This is a genomic window from Streptomyces sp. NPDC057617 (assembly GCF_042800555.1).
GTDB lineage: Bacteria > Actinomycetota > Actinomycetes > Streptomycetales > Streptomycetaceae > Streptomyces.
On record NZ_JBHVGV010000011.1, the window covers coordinates 5,454 to 23,645 of the forward strand.

An 18,192-nucleotide genomic window follows, 5' to 3' on the forward strand; every position below is an offset into this window, starting at 1 on the left:
CAGTCCCGGGGGGGGAGTGACTGCGGGGATGTGGAGGGGGACCCGCCGCGACCGCGATACATCCGGGGGAAAGCCGCAGCACGGGGGAAAGCCGCAGGGGGCCAAGCGCGTCGCTTGGCCCCCTGCGGGTGTTCGCGGGCCGGGTGGGCCCGGTGGGCCGGGCCGGCCGGGAAGGGTCAGATCGCCGGGGTTGCCCGGGGTTCGCAGGTGCGGACTTTGGACACCTCGTTCGGGAAGTCCATCGGGACGCGGAGCGTCTGCGTGTCGCCGCTCGTCAGGGTCACTTCCGTGTCGGCGTTGTCGACGACCCGGCCCGACGCGTCCTTGAAGTCGACGTCGACCTCGTAGGTGCCCGAGACGCCCGGGTCCGTCGTCACCATGACGCTCGCGTACGTGACGGCCCTCCGTTTGCCGCTCGCCTTGCGGGCGCACGTGATCATCGTGACCCGGACGCCGTCCGAGGACGACGCCGTGGAGCCGGACGTGGACGAGCCGCCGGACGAGGTGGAGTAGTCGTCGTCGTAGTCGTAGTCCGACCCCGCGCCCGCGCCCACGTACCCGTTGTTCTTCTTCTTGGAGCTGGAGCAGCCACCGCCGCTACTGCTAGAACCCTTGCTCTTCCCCGACCTCGACCCGGACCCCTTGCCCGACCCCGACGAGAAACCCGTCAGGGCCAGCACCACCACGACCAGCACGGCCGTCAATTTCGCATGTCGACGCAGCAAGACCGAAGTCCTTCCCCCGTTGTCCCCATGGCCCCCACAGCCTCCATGGACCTGTCAATCGCGACACCCTAACAGCGCCCGCCGTCGCGTGGCGCGCCCCGGGGACCCGGCGTAGCGTCGTGCACCGGAGCGGGATGTCCGGGGTCAGGAGGCGGCGATGGTCCGTAACGCCATCGGTTCGATCCTCGCCCTGGCCGGAGCGGCGGCCGCCGTACTGAGCGTCTTCCTCGACTGGTTCGACGGGCGCCAGGGCCAGGACTACCGCGTCGCCGACCTGTTCAACGGCATCACCGCCACCGGCTCCGCCCTCGCGACCTCCCTGCTGCTGCCCTTCGCCTTCGCCGCCCTGCTCACCCTGATCGCCCTGGCACTGCGCCCGCGGCTGCTGACGGCGCTGGCCGGGCTGGTCGTCCTCGGCTTCACCGTGCTGTGGATGGTGCGCCAGGGCCAGGCGTCGGGCGGGCTCAGCGTCGGCGGGAACGGTTCCGGGCTGGACATCGGCCTCGCGTACGCACTCGGCGGCGGCGTGCTGCTCCTGCTCGCCTCGCTGGTGATGAGCGGCCGCCACGCACGGTCCCCGGAGCCGCACACCCCGTACTCGGCCCTCGCCCCGCCGGAGCCCGGGCCGCCCGTCGCGCAGGAGGACGACTGGGGACCGTACGGCTCGCATCCGTACGGCTCGCAACCGTACGACCCGGACCCGAGGCAGCAGTACGGACAGTACGAGCAGCAGTACGGAGAGCAGTACCACCCCCCGGGGTACAGGCATCCCTGGGAGGGACCCCACAAGTACGGACCTCCGCAGCCGCCCGAGCCCTCGCAGGACGGCGACACCCAGTCACTGCCCGTGCAGGAACCCCGGAACGACGACCCCCCGCACCGCTGAGCCGCGCTACCGCTGAGCCGCCGTACCCGAAGCCGCGCTACCGCGCCCCTCGCCCCGTCGCCGTCCCCTTCACCGCGTCCAGCGCGTACACACACCGGTCCTTGCTGCACGCGTACACCACACCCCGCCGCGCCACCGGCGACCCCGTGATCTCGCCGCCCGTCGCCAGCTTCCAGCGCAACTGCCCGCCGCTCGCGTCCAGCGTGTACAGCACATGGTCCGCCGAGCCGAAGTGCAGCCTGCCGTCCGCGACCACCGGAGCGCCGATGACCTCGCCGCCCGCCGCGAAGCGCCACTTCGGCGTGCCCGTCACCGCGTCCAGCGTGTAGAGCGCGCTGCCGCTGCCGACATGCACATTCCCGTCGGCGACCAGCACCGGTTCGATCGACTGCCGCGACTCCGTCGCGATACGCCAGCGGTCCTTGCCCGTCGTGGCGTCGAGGGCGTACACCGTACCGAGGTAGTCGGCCAGATAGACCCCGCCGCCCGTGACCGCGGGCCCCGGCGCGAAGGCCGGCGGGGAGAGGAAGACCGCGGGCGCCTCGAAGTGCCAGCGCACCCGCCCGGTGGAGATGTCGACCGACAGCACGCGCGTACCGGCCGAGACATAGAGCTGCCCGTCCTGCGCGGGCCTCACCCGTACGGGAACGCCCCCGCAGGAGGCCGCGTCGCCGATGGGATACGACCAGACCTCGGCGCCCGAGCGCGCGTCCAGCGCCTGGAGCCGGGCGTCCTTCCACACATAGACCATGCCGTCCGAGATCGCGGGCCCGGCCTCCGGGGTCTCGAAGTCGGTCTGCGCCCCGCCGGTCTCCCACAGCTTCTCGCCGCTGGACGCCTCCCAGGCCTGGACGCCGCCGCCGCGGGTCCCGGTGACGACCGTGCCGCGGTCGACCTTGAGCGAGTACACCCACGCGTCGGTCCTGAGCCGCCACCGCTCACTGCCGTCCTTGCCGTCCAGCGCGTACAGCGTCGGGCCGTCGGAGGCGTGGATCCGGCCCCCGGCGACGGCCATCGCCCAGGCCACGTCCCGGGTCTTGAACTGGCGGCGGCCGGAGCCCACGTCCAGCGCGTGCACCTCGAAGGAGGTGACATAGAGCAGATCGCCGTCGACGACCGGGGTCCCCCAGACGTCGTTGGACATCCGGAACCGCCAGGGCCGCCAGCGGGCCGAAGCCGCCGCCGTGTCGGGCGGCTGCGTGGGCGGCGGTACGGCGGGAGGCCCGGGGGGCGGTACTGGGCCGGCGAGCGCCTCCGTACCGTTCAGCCCGGCCGGCGGGCGGATCCAGCCGGTGGCCGGGCCCGCTCCGGCGTCCATACCCCCCGCCATACCGCCGCCGGCGGCGCGGGTGTCCGCGACCCGGGGTCCAGGACCGATCGGCACCGGCGAGCCGGACAGCTGTACCGGACCGGCGGCCCCGGGCGGCCGGTCCGGAGCGGCGGGCGGGGCAGCAGCGGAGGCCGCCGCGGCAAGCGCCTCGGGCCGCCCGCCGTGCCGGCCACCGCCCGCATGCGCGCCGTCCCGGTGGCCCGCCCCCTGATGCCCGCCCTCGCGCTCGGCGCCCCGCGGCCCGCCGTGCCGGCCGCCGCCCCCTTCCGGGCGCCACGCGGAGTCCCAGTCCGGGGCCTGCGCGGGCGGCGCGGGCCGGTGCGCGGGCGGCGGCGGTACGGGAGCCGGTACGGCCGCGGGCTCGGCGGGCCGTACCGCCCCCGCGGGCACCCGTCCCCCGGCCCTGCGCCGCTCGATCATCGCGGTGGCGAGATCCGGCAGCCACGCCGAGGCCGTACCGCTGTCGTCACTGCCCGACGCGAAGAGATGCGGGGCGAGCTGGGCCTGGAGATCGGCGGGCGAGGGCCGGCGCGTGGCGTCCATCTGCATGCACGACTCGATCAGGGGCCGCAGCTCCTCCGGCAGCCCCTCCAGATCGGGCCCCTCACGCAGCAGCATGAAGACCGTCTCGACCGGGTTCGCACCGTGGAACGGCGCGTGCCCGGTGGCGGCGAAGACCAGGGTCGAACCGAGCGAGAAGACATCGCTCGCGCCCGTCACACTGCGCGAGTCCCGCGCCTGCTCCGGCGACATGTACGCGGGCGTGCCGACGGCCACATTGGTCATCGTCAGCCGGGTGTTTGAGACCCCGGAGGCGATCCCGAAGTCGATGACCCGCGGCCCGTCCTCCACCACCAGCACATTGGACGGCTTCAGATCGCGGTGGACGAGATTGGCGCCATGGATCGACTGGAGCGCCTCGGCGATCCCCGCCGCCAGCCAGCGCACGCCCTGGGCGGGCATCGGGCCGCACTCGTTGACCATCTCTTCGAGCGAGGGGGCGGGTACGTACGCCGTCGCCAGCCAGGGCACCGCGGCCCGCGGGTCGGCGTCCACGACCGCCGCGGTGTAGAACCCGCTGACGGCCCGCGCGGCCTCCACTTCCCGGGTGAAGCGGACCCGGAACAACTGGTCCTCGGCCAGCTCGGTCCGTACGGTCTTGATCGCCACCCGGCGCCCCGACGCCGAGCGCGCGAGATAGACCAGCCCCATGCCGCCGGCCCCGAGCCGCCCCAGCACCTCGAAAGGGCCGATGCGTCTCGGATCGTGCTGCGTAAGCTGCTCCACTTGCCTGCCACCTCCCCGTACGGGCCACCAAGGTACGGCCCCGTGCCCCCTGATTCTTCCTGTCTGAGGCACCGGTTGCGAACCCGGGGGCGGATCGGGGTGTCTCACCTCGATCCGGACACCACATGTGTCACACCTTTGCCGCTGATCGCCCGTTTACCGCCGTTCTCCCGCTCTTCCGCGGCCGATCCAAGCCCGGCCGCGGGTCCGCCCGGCGTCCTGTCCGGGCTCCGTTTCCGGCTCCTGACGCCCCGGCTCCTGACGTTCTGCTTCCTGACGCTCCGGCTCCTGACGTTCCGGCTCCTGACGCCCTGTGGAACCGGCCTCGGGCGCGCTCTGCTGTCCGTACCGTTGTCCGTACTGCCGTCCGTACGGATCAGACTCTGCCAGTACGGCGAACGCGGCGCCCTGGTTGTCCATCAGCGCGGCCATCCGGCCCGACTCGATGTCGAACGGCGGTGTGGTGACCCGGCCGCCGAGCCGGACGACCGCCTCCGCGGTCTCGTCGCAGTCCGCCACGGCGAAGTAGATGAGGAAATGGCCCGGCATCTCCGCGGGAAAAGCGTCCGTGATGACACTGCGTCCGCCGATCGCGCCGGCGGCCCCGACCGCGCCCGGCTCCGTACCCGTACCGGCCGGGAACCACAGACGGAAGTCGACGGCCCCGTCGGGCACATCCGCGCCCAGGAAGCCGAAGACTCTTTCGTAGAAGGGATCGACGCGCTCCTTGTCCCGTGTGTAGACCTCGGTCCAGCAGAACGATCCGGGGAGGCCGCGCTTCTCGAAGCCCGCTTCGTCCCCGGCCTGCCAGAGGCCGAAGACCGCGCCGGCCGGGTCGGCGGCCTGGGCGAGCACGCCGAGGTGCCCGACGGGGGTCGGGGGCCGTACGAGCCGGCCGCCCGCGCGGATGATCCGGTCGGTGAGCGCGGCGGCGTCGGCGGCGGCGAAGTAGACACCCCAGACAGTGGGCATCCGGCCGTCCCGCTTGGCGACGAGACCGGCGACCCGCTTGCCGTCGCTGAAGGCGGTCACGCAGTGGCCGTGCCCGGGGGCTCCGGGGTCCCCCGCTTCGAAGGTCCAGCCGAACAGCTCCCCGTAGAATCGCTTGCCCGCCGCGAGATCGGGAAGCGCCGCATCCACCCAGCAGGGTGTGCCCTCCGCGAACTCGGCCATGGCCGGATCCGTCCTTCCCTGTGCGTGCCCTGTGCGTGCCCTGTGCATGCCGGTGCGTGCCCTGTGGCGCCCGTCACAGCCAAGCTAATGGGCCTGGGCCGGGAGCGCACAGGAGAAATTAGAACAATTGCTCAAGTATCGCAGCGTGAGCCCCTCGCCACCGCGAGTTGTCCACCGAAGTTATCCACAGGCTGTTGATAACACTATTCACTCGTGAGTGGTGCCTGGGGATAACCGACCGCACGCACAGCCGGTGCGCGGAGTGGCCGGTTCCCCATTTGCACTCGGCCAAATCGCGCTGGGATCACCCCTCGGTAAGCTGACGGCATGACAGGACAAGTGCGCACCGTCGACGGCCGGGTGGCTGGTCGGCGCGGGCAGGCGACGCGGCAGAAGCTGCTCGACTGCCTCGGCGAGATGCTCAGCTCCTCGCCGTACCGGGACGTCAAGGTCATCGACGTCGCCCGCCGGGCGGGCACGTCACCCGCGACCTTCTACCAGTACTTTCCGGACGTCGAGGGCGCCGTCCTGGAGATCGCCGAGGAAATGGCCAAGGAAGGCGCCGGGTTGACGGCGCTGGTTTCCGGCCGCTCCTGGGCGGGCAAGGCGGGCTGGCAGACCTCTGAGGAACTGGTCGAGGGGTTCCTCGACTTCTGGCGTAGACACGACGCGATCCTCCGTGTGGTCGATCTGGGCGCGGCGGAGGGCGACAAGCGGTTCAACCGCATCCGGCTGCGGATCCTCAACTCGGTCACCAACTCCCTCACGGAGTCCGTGAAGGAGCTTCAGGCCAAGGGCCGGGTCGACAAGGACGTGAACCCGGCGGCGCTGGCGGGCTCGCTGGTCGTGATGCTCTCGTCGGTGGCCTCGCACCAGAAGAACTTCCAGAGCTGGGGCGTCAAGCAGGCCGAGCTGAAGCCGAATCTCGCGCTGCTGGTCCATCTCGGCATCACCGGAAGGAAGCCCACGAAGTAGCGTCCGAACGCGCCGGCGCACCGGCCGGCGGGCACGGTACGGGCGTGCCCCTCACTGTCCTGTCACGCACTGCCCTGTCATGCACTGCCCTGTCACGCCGACGGTGGATCACACAGACGATCCCTGTCGGCGCTCCCGTGTCCGGACCACGTTTCACACCACGTCCCACAAGGAACCGGCCGCGCCTCCCCACGGACAGCAGCACCTCCCCATGAACCTCCCCATGAACAGCAGCGCCTTCCTATGAACAACAGCGACGAGAACGGCACCGAAGCCTCCGAAGCAGCCTCCGAAGCCAGCCGGCAGGACGCCTTCCGGACCCTGCTGCGCGCCCAGCCCGTCTGGGACACCGGCGAGCTGCCCGTATTCGACCCGGCCACCGCGCCCGCCGGGCCGCTGCCGCTGTTCCGGCGCTGGTTCGCCGAGGCCGTGGCGGCCGGCCAGCCCGAGCCGCACACCATGACGCTGGCGACCGCCGACGAGCGGGGGCGGCCGGACGTACGGACCCTGATGCTGCACGACGCGGACGCCCGCGGCTGGCACTTCGCCTCGCACGCGACCAGCCGCAAGGGCCGGCAGCTCGCCGCACACCCCGAAGCCGCGCTCGGCTTCTACTGGCCGGCGCAGGGGCGTGCCGTACGGATCCGGGGAGCCGTCCGTACCGCCGGGCCCGAGGAGAGCAGCGCCGATCTGCACGCCCGCTCGACGGGCGCGCTGGCCGCGGCGCTGGTGGGGCGGCAGAGCGAAGTGCTGGGCTCGGCCCGGGAGTTGGCGGAGGCGAGCGAGGCGGCCTGGCAGCGGGCACGGCGCGAGCCGGACGCGGAGGCGGCGTCGTGGACGGCGTACGTACTGGTGCCGGACGAGGTGGAGTTCTTCCAGGGCGAAGCCCAACGGCGGCATGTACGGCTGCGCTACCGGCGCGAAGGGGACGCGTGGGTACGGGAGTTGCTCTGGCCGTAGCGGCTGGTGCACTATTCACCGGCTCGCCGGGATGATGTTCACCGGCTCCGCACCACATGCTCACCGTACGGCCGGGGCGTGATCGATTTGCAACCGTATTCCGGTCCGACCGAGACCCATCACGTGATGGTTCGATTACGCTCAGCTCTCATGCCCGACGATTTCGACCGCACCGACGACCGCCCCGTATATGTCATCGGCGGTGGCCCAGGCGGGCTCGCCGTCGCCGTCATGCTGCGCCGGCGGGGCGCGCGGGCCGTCGTCCTGGAGAAGTCCGGCGCGGTCGGGGCCTCCTGGCGCGGCCACTACGACCGGCTGCGGCTGCACACCACCCGCCGCGGTTCGGCGCTGCCGGGGCTGAAGATGCCGCGGTCGTTCGGACGGTGGGTGTCGCGCGCGGACATGGTCCGCTATCTGGAGAAGTACGCGGAGCTCCACAAGCTGGAGATCGTCACCGGGGTGGAGGTCAGCCGGATCGAGCCCGCCCCCGACGGCACGGGCTGGCTGCTGCACGCCACGGGCGGGCGGGAGCTGACCGGCCGGGCGGTCGTGGTGGCCACCGGCTACAACCACACGCCGCGGATACCGTCCTGGCCGGGCGTCGAGTCGTACGACGGCGAGCTGCTGCACGCGAGCGCGTACCGCAATGCCGGGCCGTACGCGGGCAAGGACGTGCTGGTCGTCGGCGTCGGCAATACGGGCGCGGAGATCGCGGTCGATCTGGCCGAGGGCGGCGCGGCGCGGGTACGGCTGGCGGTCCGTACCGCCCCGCACATCGTGCGCCGCTCCACGGCGGGCTGGCCGGCCCAGCGGACGGGGATCCTGGTACGGCGGCTGCCGGCCTGGTTCGTGAACATCGCGGCGGCGGGCATGGCGCGGCTCTCCGTCCCCGACCTGTCGTCGTACGGCCTGCCGCGCCCGGACACGGGCCTGTACACCCGCGTCCGCCAGGGCGCGATCCCAGTGCAGGACGTGGGCCTGATCGACGCGGTACGGACGGGCCGGGTCGAGCCGGTGGCGGCGGTCGAGTCCTTCGACCAGAACAAGGTGGTCCTGGCGGACGGCACCCGCATCACCCCCGAGGCGGTCATAGCCGCGACGGGCTACGACCGGGCCCTGGAACCCCTGCTCGGCCCCCTCGACGTCCTCACCCCCGCCGGCCGCCCCCGATCCCACGGCCCGCACACCTCGCCCGATGCCCCGGGCCTCTACTTCACCGGCTTCACCAACCCCATCAGCGGCATGCTCCGAGAACTGGCAAGGGACGCCCACCGCATAGCCAAGGCCCTGACCCGCTGAGACCGGAAATGAGCCCGTCCGGCCTGAGACCGGAAACAAGCCCGTCCGGCGATTGAGGACACGGCCCTCAGCCGGGACTCGCGCCCTCAGGCCCGACGCGCGCCCTCAGGCCGGAACCGGCAGCGCCTTCGGTACCCCCGGCCGCCGGATGACCAGCGCCATCAGCGCCGCCGCCGCGCACAGCGCGCCCGAGGCGTACCAGACCATGTCGTACGAGCCGAAGACGTCCCGGGCCAGCCCGCCCGCGAAGGCGATCACCGCCGCGCCCACCTGGTGGGACGCGAGGACCCAGCCGAAGACGATCGCGCTGTCCTCGCCGTAGTGCTCGCGGCACAGGGCGATCGTCGGCGGCACCGTCGCCACCCAGTCCAGGCCGTAGAAGACGATGAAGAAGAGCATCGGCGGGTGCACCGAGGGGGCCAGCAGCATCGGCAGGAACAGCAGCGAGATCCCGCGCAGCGCGTAGTACACCGCCAGCAGCCGCCGCGCCTCGAAGCGGTCCGTGAACCAGCCCGACGCGACCGTCCCCACCACATCGAACACACCGATCACCGCCAGCAGCGAAGCCGCCGCCGTAATCGGCATGCCATGGTCATGCGCGGCCGGTACGAAATGGGTCTTGACCAGGCCGTTCGTGGACGCGCCGCAGATCGCGAACGTACCGGCCAGCAGCCAGAACGGCCCCGTACGCGCCGCCGACAGCAGCACCGAGACCGCCCGCCGTGCCGCGCCCGGCACCGGCGCCGGCTTGGGTACGAACTCTTCCGCCCCGTACGCCGGCAGCCCCACGTCCGCCGGGTGGTCCCGCAGCAGCAGCCAGACGAACGGGACCACCGCCAGCGCCGCCAGCGCGACCGTCACCGCGGCTGGCCGCCAGCCGTGGTGCTCCACCAGCCAGGACAGCAGCGGCAGGAACACCAACTGCCCGGACGCGCCCGCCGCCGTGAGGATCCCCGTGACCAGCCCGCGCCGCGCCACGAACCAGCGGTTGGTCACCGTCGCCGCGAAGGCCAGCGCCATCGAGCCGCTGCCCAGGCCGACCAGAACCCCCCAGTACAGCACCAGTTGCCAGGCCGCGGTCATCCACACCGTCAGCACCGACCCGACCGCGATGACCGTCAGCGCGACGGCCACCACCCGGCGGATGCCGAACCGGTCCATCAGCGCCGCGGCGAACGGTGCCGTCAGCCCGTACAGCGCCAGATTGACCGAGACCGCGAAGCCGATCGTGCCGCGCGACCACTCGAACTCCTGGTGCAGCGGGTCGATCAGCAGACCGGGGAGCGAGGCGAAGGCCGCGGCGCCGATGATCGTCACAAAGGTGACGACGGCGACGAACCACGCCCGGTGGATACGTCCGGGGGTACGAGGTGCCCCAGGCGTACGGGAAGTGCCGGAGGCGGCCGGGGTACGGCCCGCGTCGTCCTGAGCGGGAAGTTCGGTTGACTGTGTCACGTCAGACAGGATCGATGGACGGAACAGTCCTTACGAGTGGCCCGAAGGACAGCATTCGCTAGGATCGGGCCATGCGCCGCCCCAGGCCCGCCGGCCCCGCCGCAGACCGCCCCTACTCCGCCCGCCGCAGACACCGGATCGCCGGCACCGCGAGCAGCACCCCGCACACCCCCACATTGATCACCGCCCCCGCCACCAGCACCTCGCGCACCCCCACCGCCTCCGCCACCGGGCCCGCCAGCGCCCGCCCCACCGCGAGCATGATCAGCGAGCCCGCCACGTCATACGCGTGCAGCCGGTTCAGCGCCTCCGCCGGGACCTGCGTCTGGACCGTCGTGGACCACATCACCAGCCAGAACGCCAGCGCCACACCCCCCAGGAAGAACCCCGCCGCCAGCACCGGCACCGGCACGTCGTACGCCAGCACCAGTACGTTCGCGACCACCGCGAACAGCGCGAACGTCCCCGCGAACAGCGGTCTGCGCGGTCTTACCCGCATCGCCAGCAGCCCGCCCGCCGCGTTGCCCGCGCCGGTGACCGCCATCATCAGGCCGAACATCGCCGAGCCGTGCCGCTCGGTGACGACCACCGCCTCCAGCGGAGTGATCGGGCCGAGCACGGTGATCCCGTACACCGACCAGACCGCGATCACCCCCCACAGCCAGGACCGCGCCCTGAACTCCCGCCAGCCGCCCAGCAGTTCGGCGAGCATCGACTCCCCGACGACCGGCGCCACGGACGGCATCCGGATCAGGAACAGACACACCGCGGAGACCGCGAAGGTCGCCGCGTTGACCCCGAAGATCAGCCCGGGACCGCCGAACCCGACCAGTCCGCCCGCGACCGCCGGCCCCGCCATCGTGGTCAGCGACTCGGCGACCCGCAGGACCGCGTTCCCGCGCTGTACGTCGGGCGCCATCAGCGGCAGCATGCTGGCCACGCCCGGCTGGAAGATCGCCGCGCCGAGCCCGCTGAGCGCGCTCAGCGCGTACACCAGCCACAGCGAGGGCGGCCCCAGGACGAACGCGCAGGCCAGCACCACGGTGCCCACCACCCGTACCACGTCGGCCAGCACCATCATCCGGCGCGGGGTGAACCGGTCGGCCAGTACCCCGCCCATGATCACAAAGCCCGCGAAGCACGCCATCCACGCGCCGAGCGCGAAGCTCACGGAGGAGGCGCCGTACCCCGCGTCGAGCAGCCCGGCGGCGAGCGCGACCGGCACCATCCCGTCACCGAAGCGCGCGACGGTACGGGCGAGGAAGAAGAGCCGGAAGTTACGGTTCCAGAGGGTGAGCCCCACCGTCTCCAGTGGGTCACCGGGAATGTCCGGCTCGGGAATGGTCTGGGCCGCCGCGCGATTCTGAGTCACAGAGGTGACTGATATCAAGCGCCGGTCCGGCCCTCCAACACGCATCCACGGAGCGGACCGCCGGCAAGCCCCCGCGCCCAACACAGCAGACTGGAGGACCCCATGCAGGACCAGGACCGGGACCCGCCCGGCACCAGCCCTGGCACCGGCACCGGCCGCGACTTCGGCATCGGCACCGGCACCGGCGCCCGCACTCGCCCCCACCGGGTCGTCGTCCTCGCCCTCGAAGGCCTGCTCCCCTTCGAACTGGGCATCCCCCAGCGGATCTTCGGCCGCGCCCGCGACTCCGCGGACCGGCCGCTGTACGAGATCGTCACCTGCTCCGTCCGCCCGCCGGGCCCCGTCCGTACCGAAGCGGACTTCTCCATCCTCGTCGAGAACGGCCCCGAGGCCCTCGCCACCGCCGACACCGTGATCGTCCCCGCCTCGTACAGACTCGGTCCGGTCTACAAGGAGGGCATCCTCTCCGAGGAGCTGAAGGCAGCCTTCGCGCATCTGCGCCCGGGCACCCGCATGGTCTCCATCTGCACCGGCAGCTATGTCCTGGCCGCCGCGGGGTTCCTGGACGGCCGGCCCGCGACCACCCACTGGTTCCACGCCGCCCATTTCCAGAGCCTGTTCCCGCGCATCAGGGTCGACGCGGACGTCCTGTTCATCGACGACGGCGATGTGCTGACCTCGGCCGGTGTCGCCGCCGGGATAGACCTCTGTCTGCATATCGTGCGCCGCGACCACGGCGCGGCGGTCGCCAACGACGTGGCGCGCCGTACGGTCGTACCGCCCCACCGGGACGGCGGCCAGGCCCAGTACATACAGCGACCGCTCCCCGAACCCCAGCTCGCGACCACCGCCGCCGCCAGGACCTGGGCGCTCACGCGCCTCCATGAGCCGATCCAGTTGCGCGACATGGCGGAGCAGGAGGCCATGTCCGTACGGACGTTCACGCGCAGGTTCCGTGAGGAGGCGGGGATCAGCCCCGGGCAGTGGCTGGTGCGGCAGCGGGTCGAACGGGCCCGGCATCTCCTGGAGTCGACGGACCTGTCGGTCGATCAGGTGGCGCGGGACTCGGGGTTCGGTACGGCGCAGTCGATGCGCCAGCACCTCCAGTCGGCACTGGGTGTCGCACCGACGGTCTACCGGCGTACGTTCCGCGCGGGGACACAAGCGGGAACACAACCAGGGGTACGGCCGGACAACGCGCAGGACCATCGGACGCAGGACGGTCAAGCACCGGGTCAAGTACCGGGACGTCAGGCGGGACGCGGCACCACGCAGGAGGACCGCTTGTAGGCAGGACGCGCCCCGCCGCCACCGCCGCCCGCGGGCGGCCGGGTCTCATAGGCGGTCCCGTTCGTGGCGGGCCGGGGCTCATACGCGGCCGGTTCGTACGCGCCCGGCGCGCGCTCCGGCGCCAGCCGGTCGACCTCGCACCAGATCCGCTTGCCCGCGCCCTCGGGCTGCCAGCCCCACCGGTCGGCCAGTCCGTCGACCAGCTCCAGACCGCGGCCGTTGGTGTCGTCGCCCTCCGCGTGGCGCGGCCGCGGCGGACACGCGCTCGCGTCGGCGACCTCGACCCGTACAGTGCCGGCCTCGGCCCCGCCGGGTCCGAACCGCATCCGCAGCACGGCCGGACAGCCGGTGTGCACCACGGCATTGGTGACCAGCTCGGAGATGAGCAGGATCAGCGTCTCCGCGACCGGTTCGTCATCCCCTATCCCCGAGCCGACGAGCCGGGACCTGGCCCACCGGCGCGCACGCCCCACCTCCGCCGGGTCGGGCCCGACCTCCAACTGAACCTGAAGCACCTGCACCGCTCACACCATCCGAACCGGCGGACACATCGCCTCGCGCCTCGACAAGGTCCTCGACAGGATCACTGAACGTGATGCCCTTGCGAGACAGCATGGTTGACGTACAGTCACCGCAACAAGCGCTTCGGGCATATTCCAGCGCGAAGGAGTACGCGTGCTGCATACTGTGCGACGCACGCTGCGGGGAGTCGAACATGGGGGCGTACGGCGCCTCCGTACCGCGCGAGCGGCGCACATCCCCGGTCCCGGAGCCGCCCTCCTGGCAGCACCGCGATCCTCGCGCCTCACAAGCTCTCGCACCCCATGGAGCGTACCGGAGCCCGGGGCGACTCCGGCCTGTGACGGCCCGCCGTAAGGACACAACCCGGTATCGACCGTGAAACGGCCGTGTCGGCACACACGGTGACGCAGCAGAACGCTGAGGCCAGAACTTTTCGCCGACGCGAGAACTTTCCCGGCGAGGCGGGCGCATGAAAGAACGCATAAAAGAACGCATGAAAACGGACAAGCCACGACGGACCAGTCGCAGCCGGCAAGCCACGGCCGACCAGCCGCGACGGACGAGCGGGGCCGGATCAGTCACCGGCCCCGGCCGGTCAGGGTTCCGGTGTGACGTAGTACGCGGCGAAGCCGGCCAGGATCTCCTCCTCGTGGATCCTGCCGTCGCCGTCCGCGTCGAGCCGCTCGGCCACCATCGCCGCCGCCTCCGCGCCGACCCCCAGCACCAGCAGCGCACGTTCGGCCGCCGCGCGGGTCACCCCGGTGCCGTCCTCGTCGGCCACGGCGATCGCCGCGCGCAGGAACGGCCGGGCGATCTCGGCGAACCGCTCGGGGTTGTCCCGCAGCCGCTTCACCGCGCCCGTCACGAACTCCTGCCTGCTGACCCGCTGGTCGCCGTCCACATCCGCGATCCCGGCCATGCCCTGCCAGAACGCCTCGGCCCCGTTGTAGAGGGCCTGGCCCTTGTCGGAGCGTGCGGTCGTGCCGAACTCGGCCAGCAGTGCCGCCGCCGCACCGCTGAAGTCCTCGCGGTCGATATAACCGCTGCCGTCCTGGTCGAAGGCTGCGAACCGGGAGGCGATCTTGCCCTCGTACTCTGCGCTGTCCATCCCCGGAGGGTACGACGACGGACGGCCCCCGCGCGCCTCTGTGGCGTGGAGGGGCCGGGGCCCGGTGTTCCGAAGCTGCCCGAAGCCGTCCGAAACTGTCCGGCCCGCTGTCCGGACACATGCCGCGCCTGCCCCGTTGAGCCCGTCCGAAACGTGATGAGTGCCGTGGGGGCGCACTTGCCACAAAGGGGCGTGTGTCCTGGGCGCCGCCCACTACATTCGAAGGGACGGCGGGCTTCGACAGGTACGGCATGTTGGTGGCAGGGGCGGACGGACGGGCGCAGGAACAGGGCTGGGGGTCGTATGGCGAAGGACACTCCGCCCCGGTGGGACCGCAGGATGCAGCAGCGGCTCGCGCGGGGTGAGGCAGCCGCGCTCGGTGAGCTGTACGACCGGTTCGCGCCGCTGGTGCACAGCCTGGCGAACCGTGTCCTCGACGACAGCGAGGCGGCGGACCGCGTGACCCGGGAAGTCTTCGCCCATGTCTGGGACAACCCGGGAACGTACGACCCGAAGCAGGGCTCGATGCGGTCCTGGGTGGCCGGAATCACCCGCGAGACCGCCGTACGCCGGTTCCGGCAGACCGAGGCGGCGGCGTACGAGGCGAACGGCGAGGGCACGGCCGAGGAACTGGCCGAGCTGGAGGAGAAGATACGCAGGGCCTCGGCGGCGGCCCGCGCCGACTACATCGTCAGGTCGATGCCGGCGCCGCTGTGGGCCGCGCTGGAGCTGGCGTACTTCCGCCGCAGGAACTACCGGCAGGCCGCGGCCGATCTCGGGGTCACGGAGGACGAGGCCCGGCGCAGGCTCCGGCTCGGACTCCAGCTCCTCTCGACCGCCAACACCCAGGCGGTGGACGGCACTTCGCCACCGGGAAACGGACGCTCCCTGTGACCGGCCCACTGGACGGCGGCCCGGGAGGCCGCGACCGGAAAGGCCAGCCCGCCTCCCCGCGCATCCCGGGCCCGAGGCAGGCCGCGGACGACATGGCCCCGAGCCGGCATGAACGGACCCCGCCACCAGAGCCTCAGGACGAGTCCGGGCCTCAGGACCGGCCCAAGACTCAAGCTCAGGACCAGTCCGAGACCCAAGCCCGGGACCAGTCCGAAGCTCAGGCCCGGGACCGGAACCAGTCCGAGATCCAGGACCGAGGCCAAGACCTGAGCCGAGCCCAAGACCAGGACCAGGACCAGGACCGCAGCCAAGACCGGGACGAGCCGAATGCGTCCACCGGCAAGCTTCCCCACACCCTGCTCGCCTCGCTGCTCGGTGCCTGGGCCCTCGCCGCCTGCTCCGCCGAGGAGACCGCGCTGGTCGAGGAGCATCTCACCGAGTGCGCCCCCTGCGCCGACGAGGCGCTCCGCCTCCGCGACGCCGTGGGGCTGCTGCACACCGACCGCGGCCTCGACCTCGATCCGCTGCTGCGCTCCCGGGTGCTGGAGAGCTGCCTCGGCCGCAGGCCCGCCCGGATACCCGTGCCCGACTGGTCGGCTCCGTACGACGCCGAGACCGCGCGGCTCGACGCGCTGCTGCGGGACATCGGGGACGGCGAGTGGCACGCGCCCGTACGGCTCAGATGGTTCGAGGAGGAGCGGCCCGTCTCGCGCAGGACCACCGTCGCCGGGGTCATCGGCCATCTCATGACCGTGGACGGCCTGGTCGCGAGCGCCCTCGGTCTGGACGACCCGCTGGGCGCCGACGCCCCGGACGACCCCACCGACCGTACGGAGATCTACTGGCGGACCGCCGTGCCGCCACCCACCCGCGCCGTCCACGAGCCCTGGCGCGAGCAGAGCCACACCCTGATCCGCACGGTGTCCTTCGCCGGCCGCGGGGTGGCCGAACTCTCCGTGTCGTACGGCGACTTCTTCGCCCTGCCGCTGCGCGACGCGCTGCTGGACCGCGCCTTCGAGTGCTGGGTGCACGGTACGGACATCGCGGAGGCGGTGGACTACCCGTACGAGCCGCCCAGCGGCGCGCATCTGCACCGGATGATCGATCTGGCAGCCCGGGTGCTGCCGTCGGCCATCGCGACCCGCCGCCGCAACGGTCTCGCCGGGCCCGCCCGGGATCTGGTGACCGCGGGCTCGCCCGGCCGGTCGCTGCGGCTGGAGGTGGAGGGCGCGGGCGGCGGAAGCTGGTACATCGCCCTGGACTCCCCCGCCGCGCTGGGCTGCCCCGAGCGCTCGGTGGGACAGGTCGCCCTGGACGCGGTCGAGTTCTGCCAGCTCGTGGCGGGGCATGTCACACCGGAGGAAGCGGCGGCGGGGCAGGACGGCGACCGCGAGGCGATCCGGGACGTGCTGTCGGCGGCGGCCTCGATGAGCCGCCTCTGAGATATTCGTCACACCCCCGGCGACAGCACCGCGGGCGGGTCAGGCGAAGACGACCGTACGGTGCCCGTTCAGCAGGATCCGGTGCTCCGCGTGCCACTTCACCGCGCGCGCCAGCGCCTGGCACTCCACATCCCGGCCGATCGCCACCAACTGCCCGGGCGTGACCTGGTGGCCGACCCGCTCGATCTCCTGCTCGATGATCGGGCCCTCGTCGAGATCGGCCGTCACATAGTGCGCGGTGGCGCCGATCAGCTTCACCCCGCGCGCGTGCGCCTGGTGGTACGGCTTCGCGCCCTTGAAGCTCGGCAGGAAGGAGTGGTGGATATTGATGATCCGGCCGTTGAGCTGCTTGCAGAGATCGTCGGAGATCACCTGCATGTAGCGCGCCAGCACCACCAGCTCCACCCGCTCCGCCCGGACCAGCTCCAGCAGCTCCGCCTCGGCGGCCGGCTTGGTGTCCCTGGTCACCGGGATGTGGTGGAACGGAATGCCGTACGAGGCGGCCAGCTCGGCGAAGTCGGTGTGGTTCGAGACGACCGCCGCGATCTCCACCGGCAGCGCGCCGGTCCCGGCCCGGAAGAGCAGATCGTTCAGGCAGTGGCCGAATTTGCTGACCATCAGGACGATCCGCATCCGCTCCTCCGCGCGGTGGATCTCCCACTCCATCCGGAAGGCGTCCCCGATGGCGGCGAAGCTGGCCCGCAGCTTCTCCAGGGTCACCGGCGCGCCGGCCGAGAAGTGCACCCGCATGAAGAACAGGCCGGTGTCGTGGTCCCCGAACTGCTGGCTGTCCTCGATATTGCAGCCGGTCATGAACAGATAGCTGGACACGGCGTGCACGATGCCCTGCTTGTCCGGGCAGGACAGCGTCAGAACGTACTGCTCGGACTTCGCGTACGGCTCGGGCTTCGCGGGCGCGTTCGCGGCGGGTGCGGTCGCGGCGGGCTGCTGCTGCGGGGCGGTGCTCATGACCTCAGAGGATCCCACACCGCCGCGGAACCCCGCCGTACTCACACCGACCGCGTCATGATCCGCAGCACGTCCAGCGACTTCGGCACGGTGTCCGGATCGTCCCCGTCACTGGTCGCCAGCCGTACGTGCGCCTCGCGGGCCGCCCGTACCGCCTCCGGCCAGCCGTGGTGCTCCAGATAGGCCGACACGGGCGCGTCCGCGCCGACCTGGTGCATGATGCGCAGCACCCGCAGCACGGCGAGATCGACGAGGGCGGCCTCGGCCGAGTCGCGGAAGATCGTGCCGACGTACTTCTCGGCGGACCAGTTGTCCAGCCAGGTGTCCTCGACCAGCCGGTAGACGGCGTCGGTGACATCGCCGTACCCCTCGCGGCCGGCCAGCCAGTACTCCTGGTGGAACACGGGATCGGAAAGCATGTGCAGCGCCGAGCGCACATTGCTGCGCCAGCGCCACCATGGCATGTCATTCAGCGGCATGCCGCCCATGGTGGGGGAGTGACGGG

The 18,192-nt window shown here is 71.9% G+C and carries 15 protein-coding genes and 1 pseudogene; 7 read left to right on the top strand and 9 right to left on the bottom strand.

The window, feature by feature from the left end; all coding sequences use genetic code 11:
• Positions 1-176: 176 nt before the first annotated feature.
• A complete protein-coding gene (locus tag ACFU9P_RS25460; RefSeq protein WP_376377507.1) occupies positions 177-725 on the bottom strand; it encodes a hypothetical protein in 549 nt (182 codons plus the stop codon).
• 157 nt (positions 726-882) lie between these two features.
• On the opposite strand from ACFU9P_RS25460, the gene ACFU9P_RS25465 reads away from it, so the two are divergent.
• Positions 883-1,611 carry a hypothetical protein gene (locus tag ACFU9P_RS25465; protein ID WP_384084846.1) on the top strand — a complete coding sequence of 243 codons (729 nt, stop codon included), beginning with the start codon at positions 883-885 and terminating at the stop codon, positions 1,609-1,611.
• Positions 1,612-1,648: 37 nt separating this feature from the next.
• Here the strand turns inward: ACFU9P_RS25465 and ACFU9P_RS25470 are convergent, their stop codons facing one another.
• Together ACFU9P_RS25470 and ACFU9P_RS25475 are read right to left on the bottom strand one after the other, a co-directional pair.
• Entirely contained in the window at positions 1,649-4,228 is a 2,580-nt protein-coding gene (locus ACFU9P_RS25470) for a PQQ-binding-like beta-propeller repeat protein (RefSeq protein WP_384084849.1), read from the bottom strand.
• A 387-nt stretch (positions 4,229-4,615) separates the two neighbouring features.
• Positions 4,616-5,401, bottom strand: a pseudogene (locus tag ACFU9P_RS25475) (VOC family protein); the annotation flags it as partial.
• A gap of 327 nt (positions 5,402-5,728) precedes the next feature.
• Here ACFU9P_RS25475 and ACFU9P_RS25480 point away from each other — a divergent pair.
• From ACFU9P_RS25480 to ACFU9P_RS25490, 3 genes are all read left to right on the top strand, one after another.
• Positions 5,729-6,376: a TetR family transcriptional regulator gene (locus ACFU9P_RS25480; RefSeq protein ID WP_376377501.1), complete on the top strand. Its 648-nt coding sequence runs from the start codon at positions 5,729-5,731 to the stop codon at positions 6,374-6,376.
• Between the two features lie 243 nt (positions 6,377-6,619).
• Positions 6,620-7,336, top strand: a complete 717-nt coding sequence (locus ACFU9P_RS25485; RefSeq protein ID WP_384084852.1) for a pyridoxal 5'-phosphate synthase — start codon at positions 6,620-6,622, stop codon at positions 7,334-7,336.
• 150 nt (positions 7,337-7,486) lie between these two features.
• A complete protein-coding gene (locus ACFU9P_RS25490) occupies positions 7,487-8,635 on the top strand; it encodes a flavin-containing monooxygenase (protein WP_384084855.1) in 1,149 nt (382 codons plus the stop codon).
• Positions 8,636-8,740: 105 nt separating this feature from the next.
• Here the strand turns inward: ACFU9P_RS25490 and ACFU9P_RS25495 are convergent, their stop codons facing one another.
• Positions 8,741-10,090 (bottom strand): MFS transporter, encoded by a 1,350-nt coding sequence (locus tag ACFU9P_RS25495; RefSeq protein ID WP_376377495.1) that lies wholly within the window; start codon positions 10,088-10,090, stop codon positions 8,741-8,743.
• 112 nt (positions 10,091-10,202) lie between these two features.
• Entirely contained in the window at positions 10,203-11,462 is a 1,260-nt protein-coding gene (locus ACFU9P_RS25500) for an MFS transporter (RefSeq protein ID WP_376377494.1), read from the bottom strand.
• Positions 11,463-11,564: 102 nt separating this feature from the next.
• Here ACFU9P_RS25500 and ACFU9P_RS25505 point away from each other — a divergent pair, with 102 nt between their 5' ends.
• Positions 11,565-12,752, top strand: a complete 1,188-nt coding sequence (locus ACFU9P_RS25505; RefSeq protein WP_384084859.1) for a GlxA family transcriptional regulator — start codon at positions 11,565-11,567, stop codon at positions 12,750-12,752.
• Here ACFU9P_RS25505 and ACFU9P_RS25510 read toward each other — a convergent pair.
• Both ACFU9P_RS25510 and ACFU9P_RS25515 read right to left on the bottom strand, forming a co-directional pair.
• Entirely contained in the window at positions 12,713-13,273 is a 561-nt protein-coding gene (locus tag ACFU9P_RS25510) for an ATP-binding protein (RefSeq protein WP_376377489.1), read from the bottom strand. The genes ACFU9P_RS25505 and ACFU9P_RS25510 overlap by 40 nt on opposite strands.
• A 596-nt stretch (positions 13,274-13,869) precedes the next feature.
• Complete coding sequence (locus tag ACFU9P_RS25515; RefSeq protein ID WP_376377487.1) at positions 13,870-14,382, bottom strand: EF-hand domain-containing protein; 513 nt, start codon at positions 14,380-14,382, stop codon at positions 13,870-13,872.
• A 303-nt stretch (positions 14,383-14,685) separates the two neighbouring features.
• Here ACFU9P_RS25515 and ACFU9P_RS25520 point away from each other — a divergent pair, with 303 nt between their 5' ends.
• The gene (locus ACFU9P_RS25520; RefSeq protein WP_376377485.1) at positions 14,686-15,276 is read left to right on the top strand and encodes an RNA polymerase sigma factor; all 591 of its coding nucleotides are present in this window, start codon (positions 14,686-14,688) and stop codon (positions 15,274-15,276) included.
• Positions 15,273-16,718: a zf-HC2 domain-containing protein gene (locus tag ACFU9P_RS25525; protein WP_384084864.1), complete on the top strand. Its 1,446-nt coding sequence runs from the start codon at positions 15,273-15,275 to the stop codon at positions 16,716-16,718. The genes ACFU9P_RS25520 and ACFU9P_RS25525 overlap by 4 nt, the downstream gene beginning before the upstream one ends.
• Positions 16,719-16,757: 39 nt before the next feature.
• Here the strand turns inward: ACFU9P_RS25525 and purU are convergent, their stop codons facing one another.
• Positions 16,758-17,687, bottom strand: a complete 930-nt coding sequence (gene purU, locus ACFU9P_RS25530; RefSeq protein WP_384084867.1) for a formyltetrahydrofolate deformylase — start codon at positions 17,685-17,687, stop codon at positions 16,758-16,760.
• Positions 17,688-17,728: 41 nt separating this feature from the next.
• Positions 17,729-18,175 (bottom strand): hypothetical protein, encoded by a 447-nt coding sequence (locus ACFU9P_RS25535; protein ID WP_046500344.1) that lies wholly within the window; start codon positions 18,173-18,175, stop codon positions 17,729-17,731.
• Positions 18,176-18,192: the final 17 nt, after the last annotated feature.

What these genes read in the sequence shown, in the direction of transcription:
- ACFU9P_RS25515 (WP_376377487.1), bottom strand. Translation starts at nt 14,382, where the DNA reads ATGGACAGCGCAGAGTACGAGGGCAAGATCGCCTCCCGGTTCGCAGCC.
- ACFU9P_RS25535 (WP_046500344.1), bottom strand. Translation starts at nt 18,175, where the DNA reads ATGGGCGGCATGCCGCTGAATGACATGCCATGGTGGCGCTGGCGCAGC.
- ACFU9P_RS25490 (WP_384084855.1), top strand. Translation starts at nt 7,487, where the DNA reads ATGCCCGACGATTTCGACCGCACCGACGACCGCCCCGTATATGTCATC.
- purU (WP_384084867.1), bottom strand. Translation starts at nt 17,687, where the DNA reads ATGAGCACCGCCCCGCAGCAGCAGCCCGCCGCGACCGCACCCGCCGCG.
- ACFU9P_RS25505 (WP_384084859.1), top strand. Translation starts at nt 11,565, where the DNA reads ATGCAGGACCAGGACCGGGACCCGCCCGGCACCAGCCCTGGCACCGGC.
- ACFU9P_RS25480 (WP_376377501.1), top strand. Translation starts at nt 5,729, where the DNA reads ATGACAGGACAAGTGCGCACCGTCGACGGCCGGGTGGCTGGTCGGCGC.
- ACFU9P_RS25520 (WP_376377485.1), top strand. Translation starts at nt 14,686, where the DNA reads ATGGCGAAGGACACTCCGCCCCGGTGGGACCGCAGGATGCAGCAGCGG.
- ACFU9P_RS25485 (WP_384084852.1), top strand. Translation starts at nt 6,620, where the DNA reads ATGAACAACAGCGACGAGAACGGCACCGAAGCCTCCGAAGCAGCCTCC.
- ACFU9P_RS25465 (WP_384084846.1), top strand. Translation starts at nt 883, where the DNA reads ATGGTCCGTAACGCCATCGGTTCGATCCTCGCCCTGGCCGGAGCGGCG.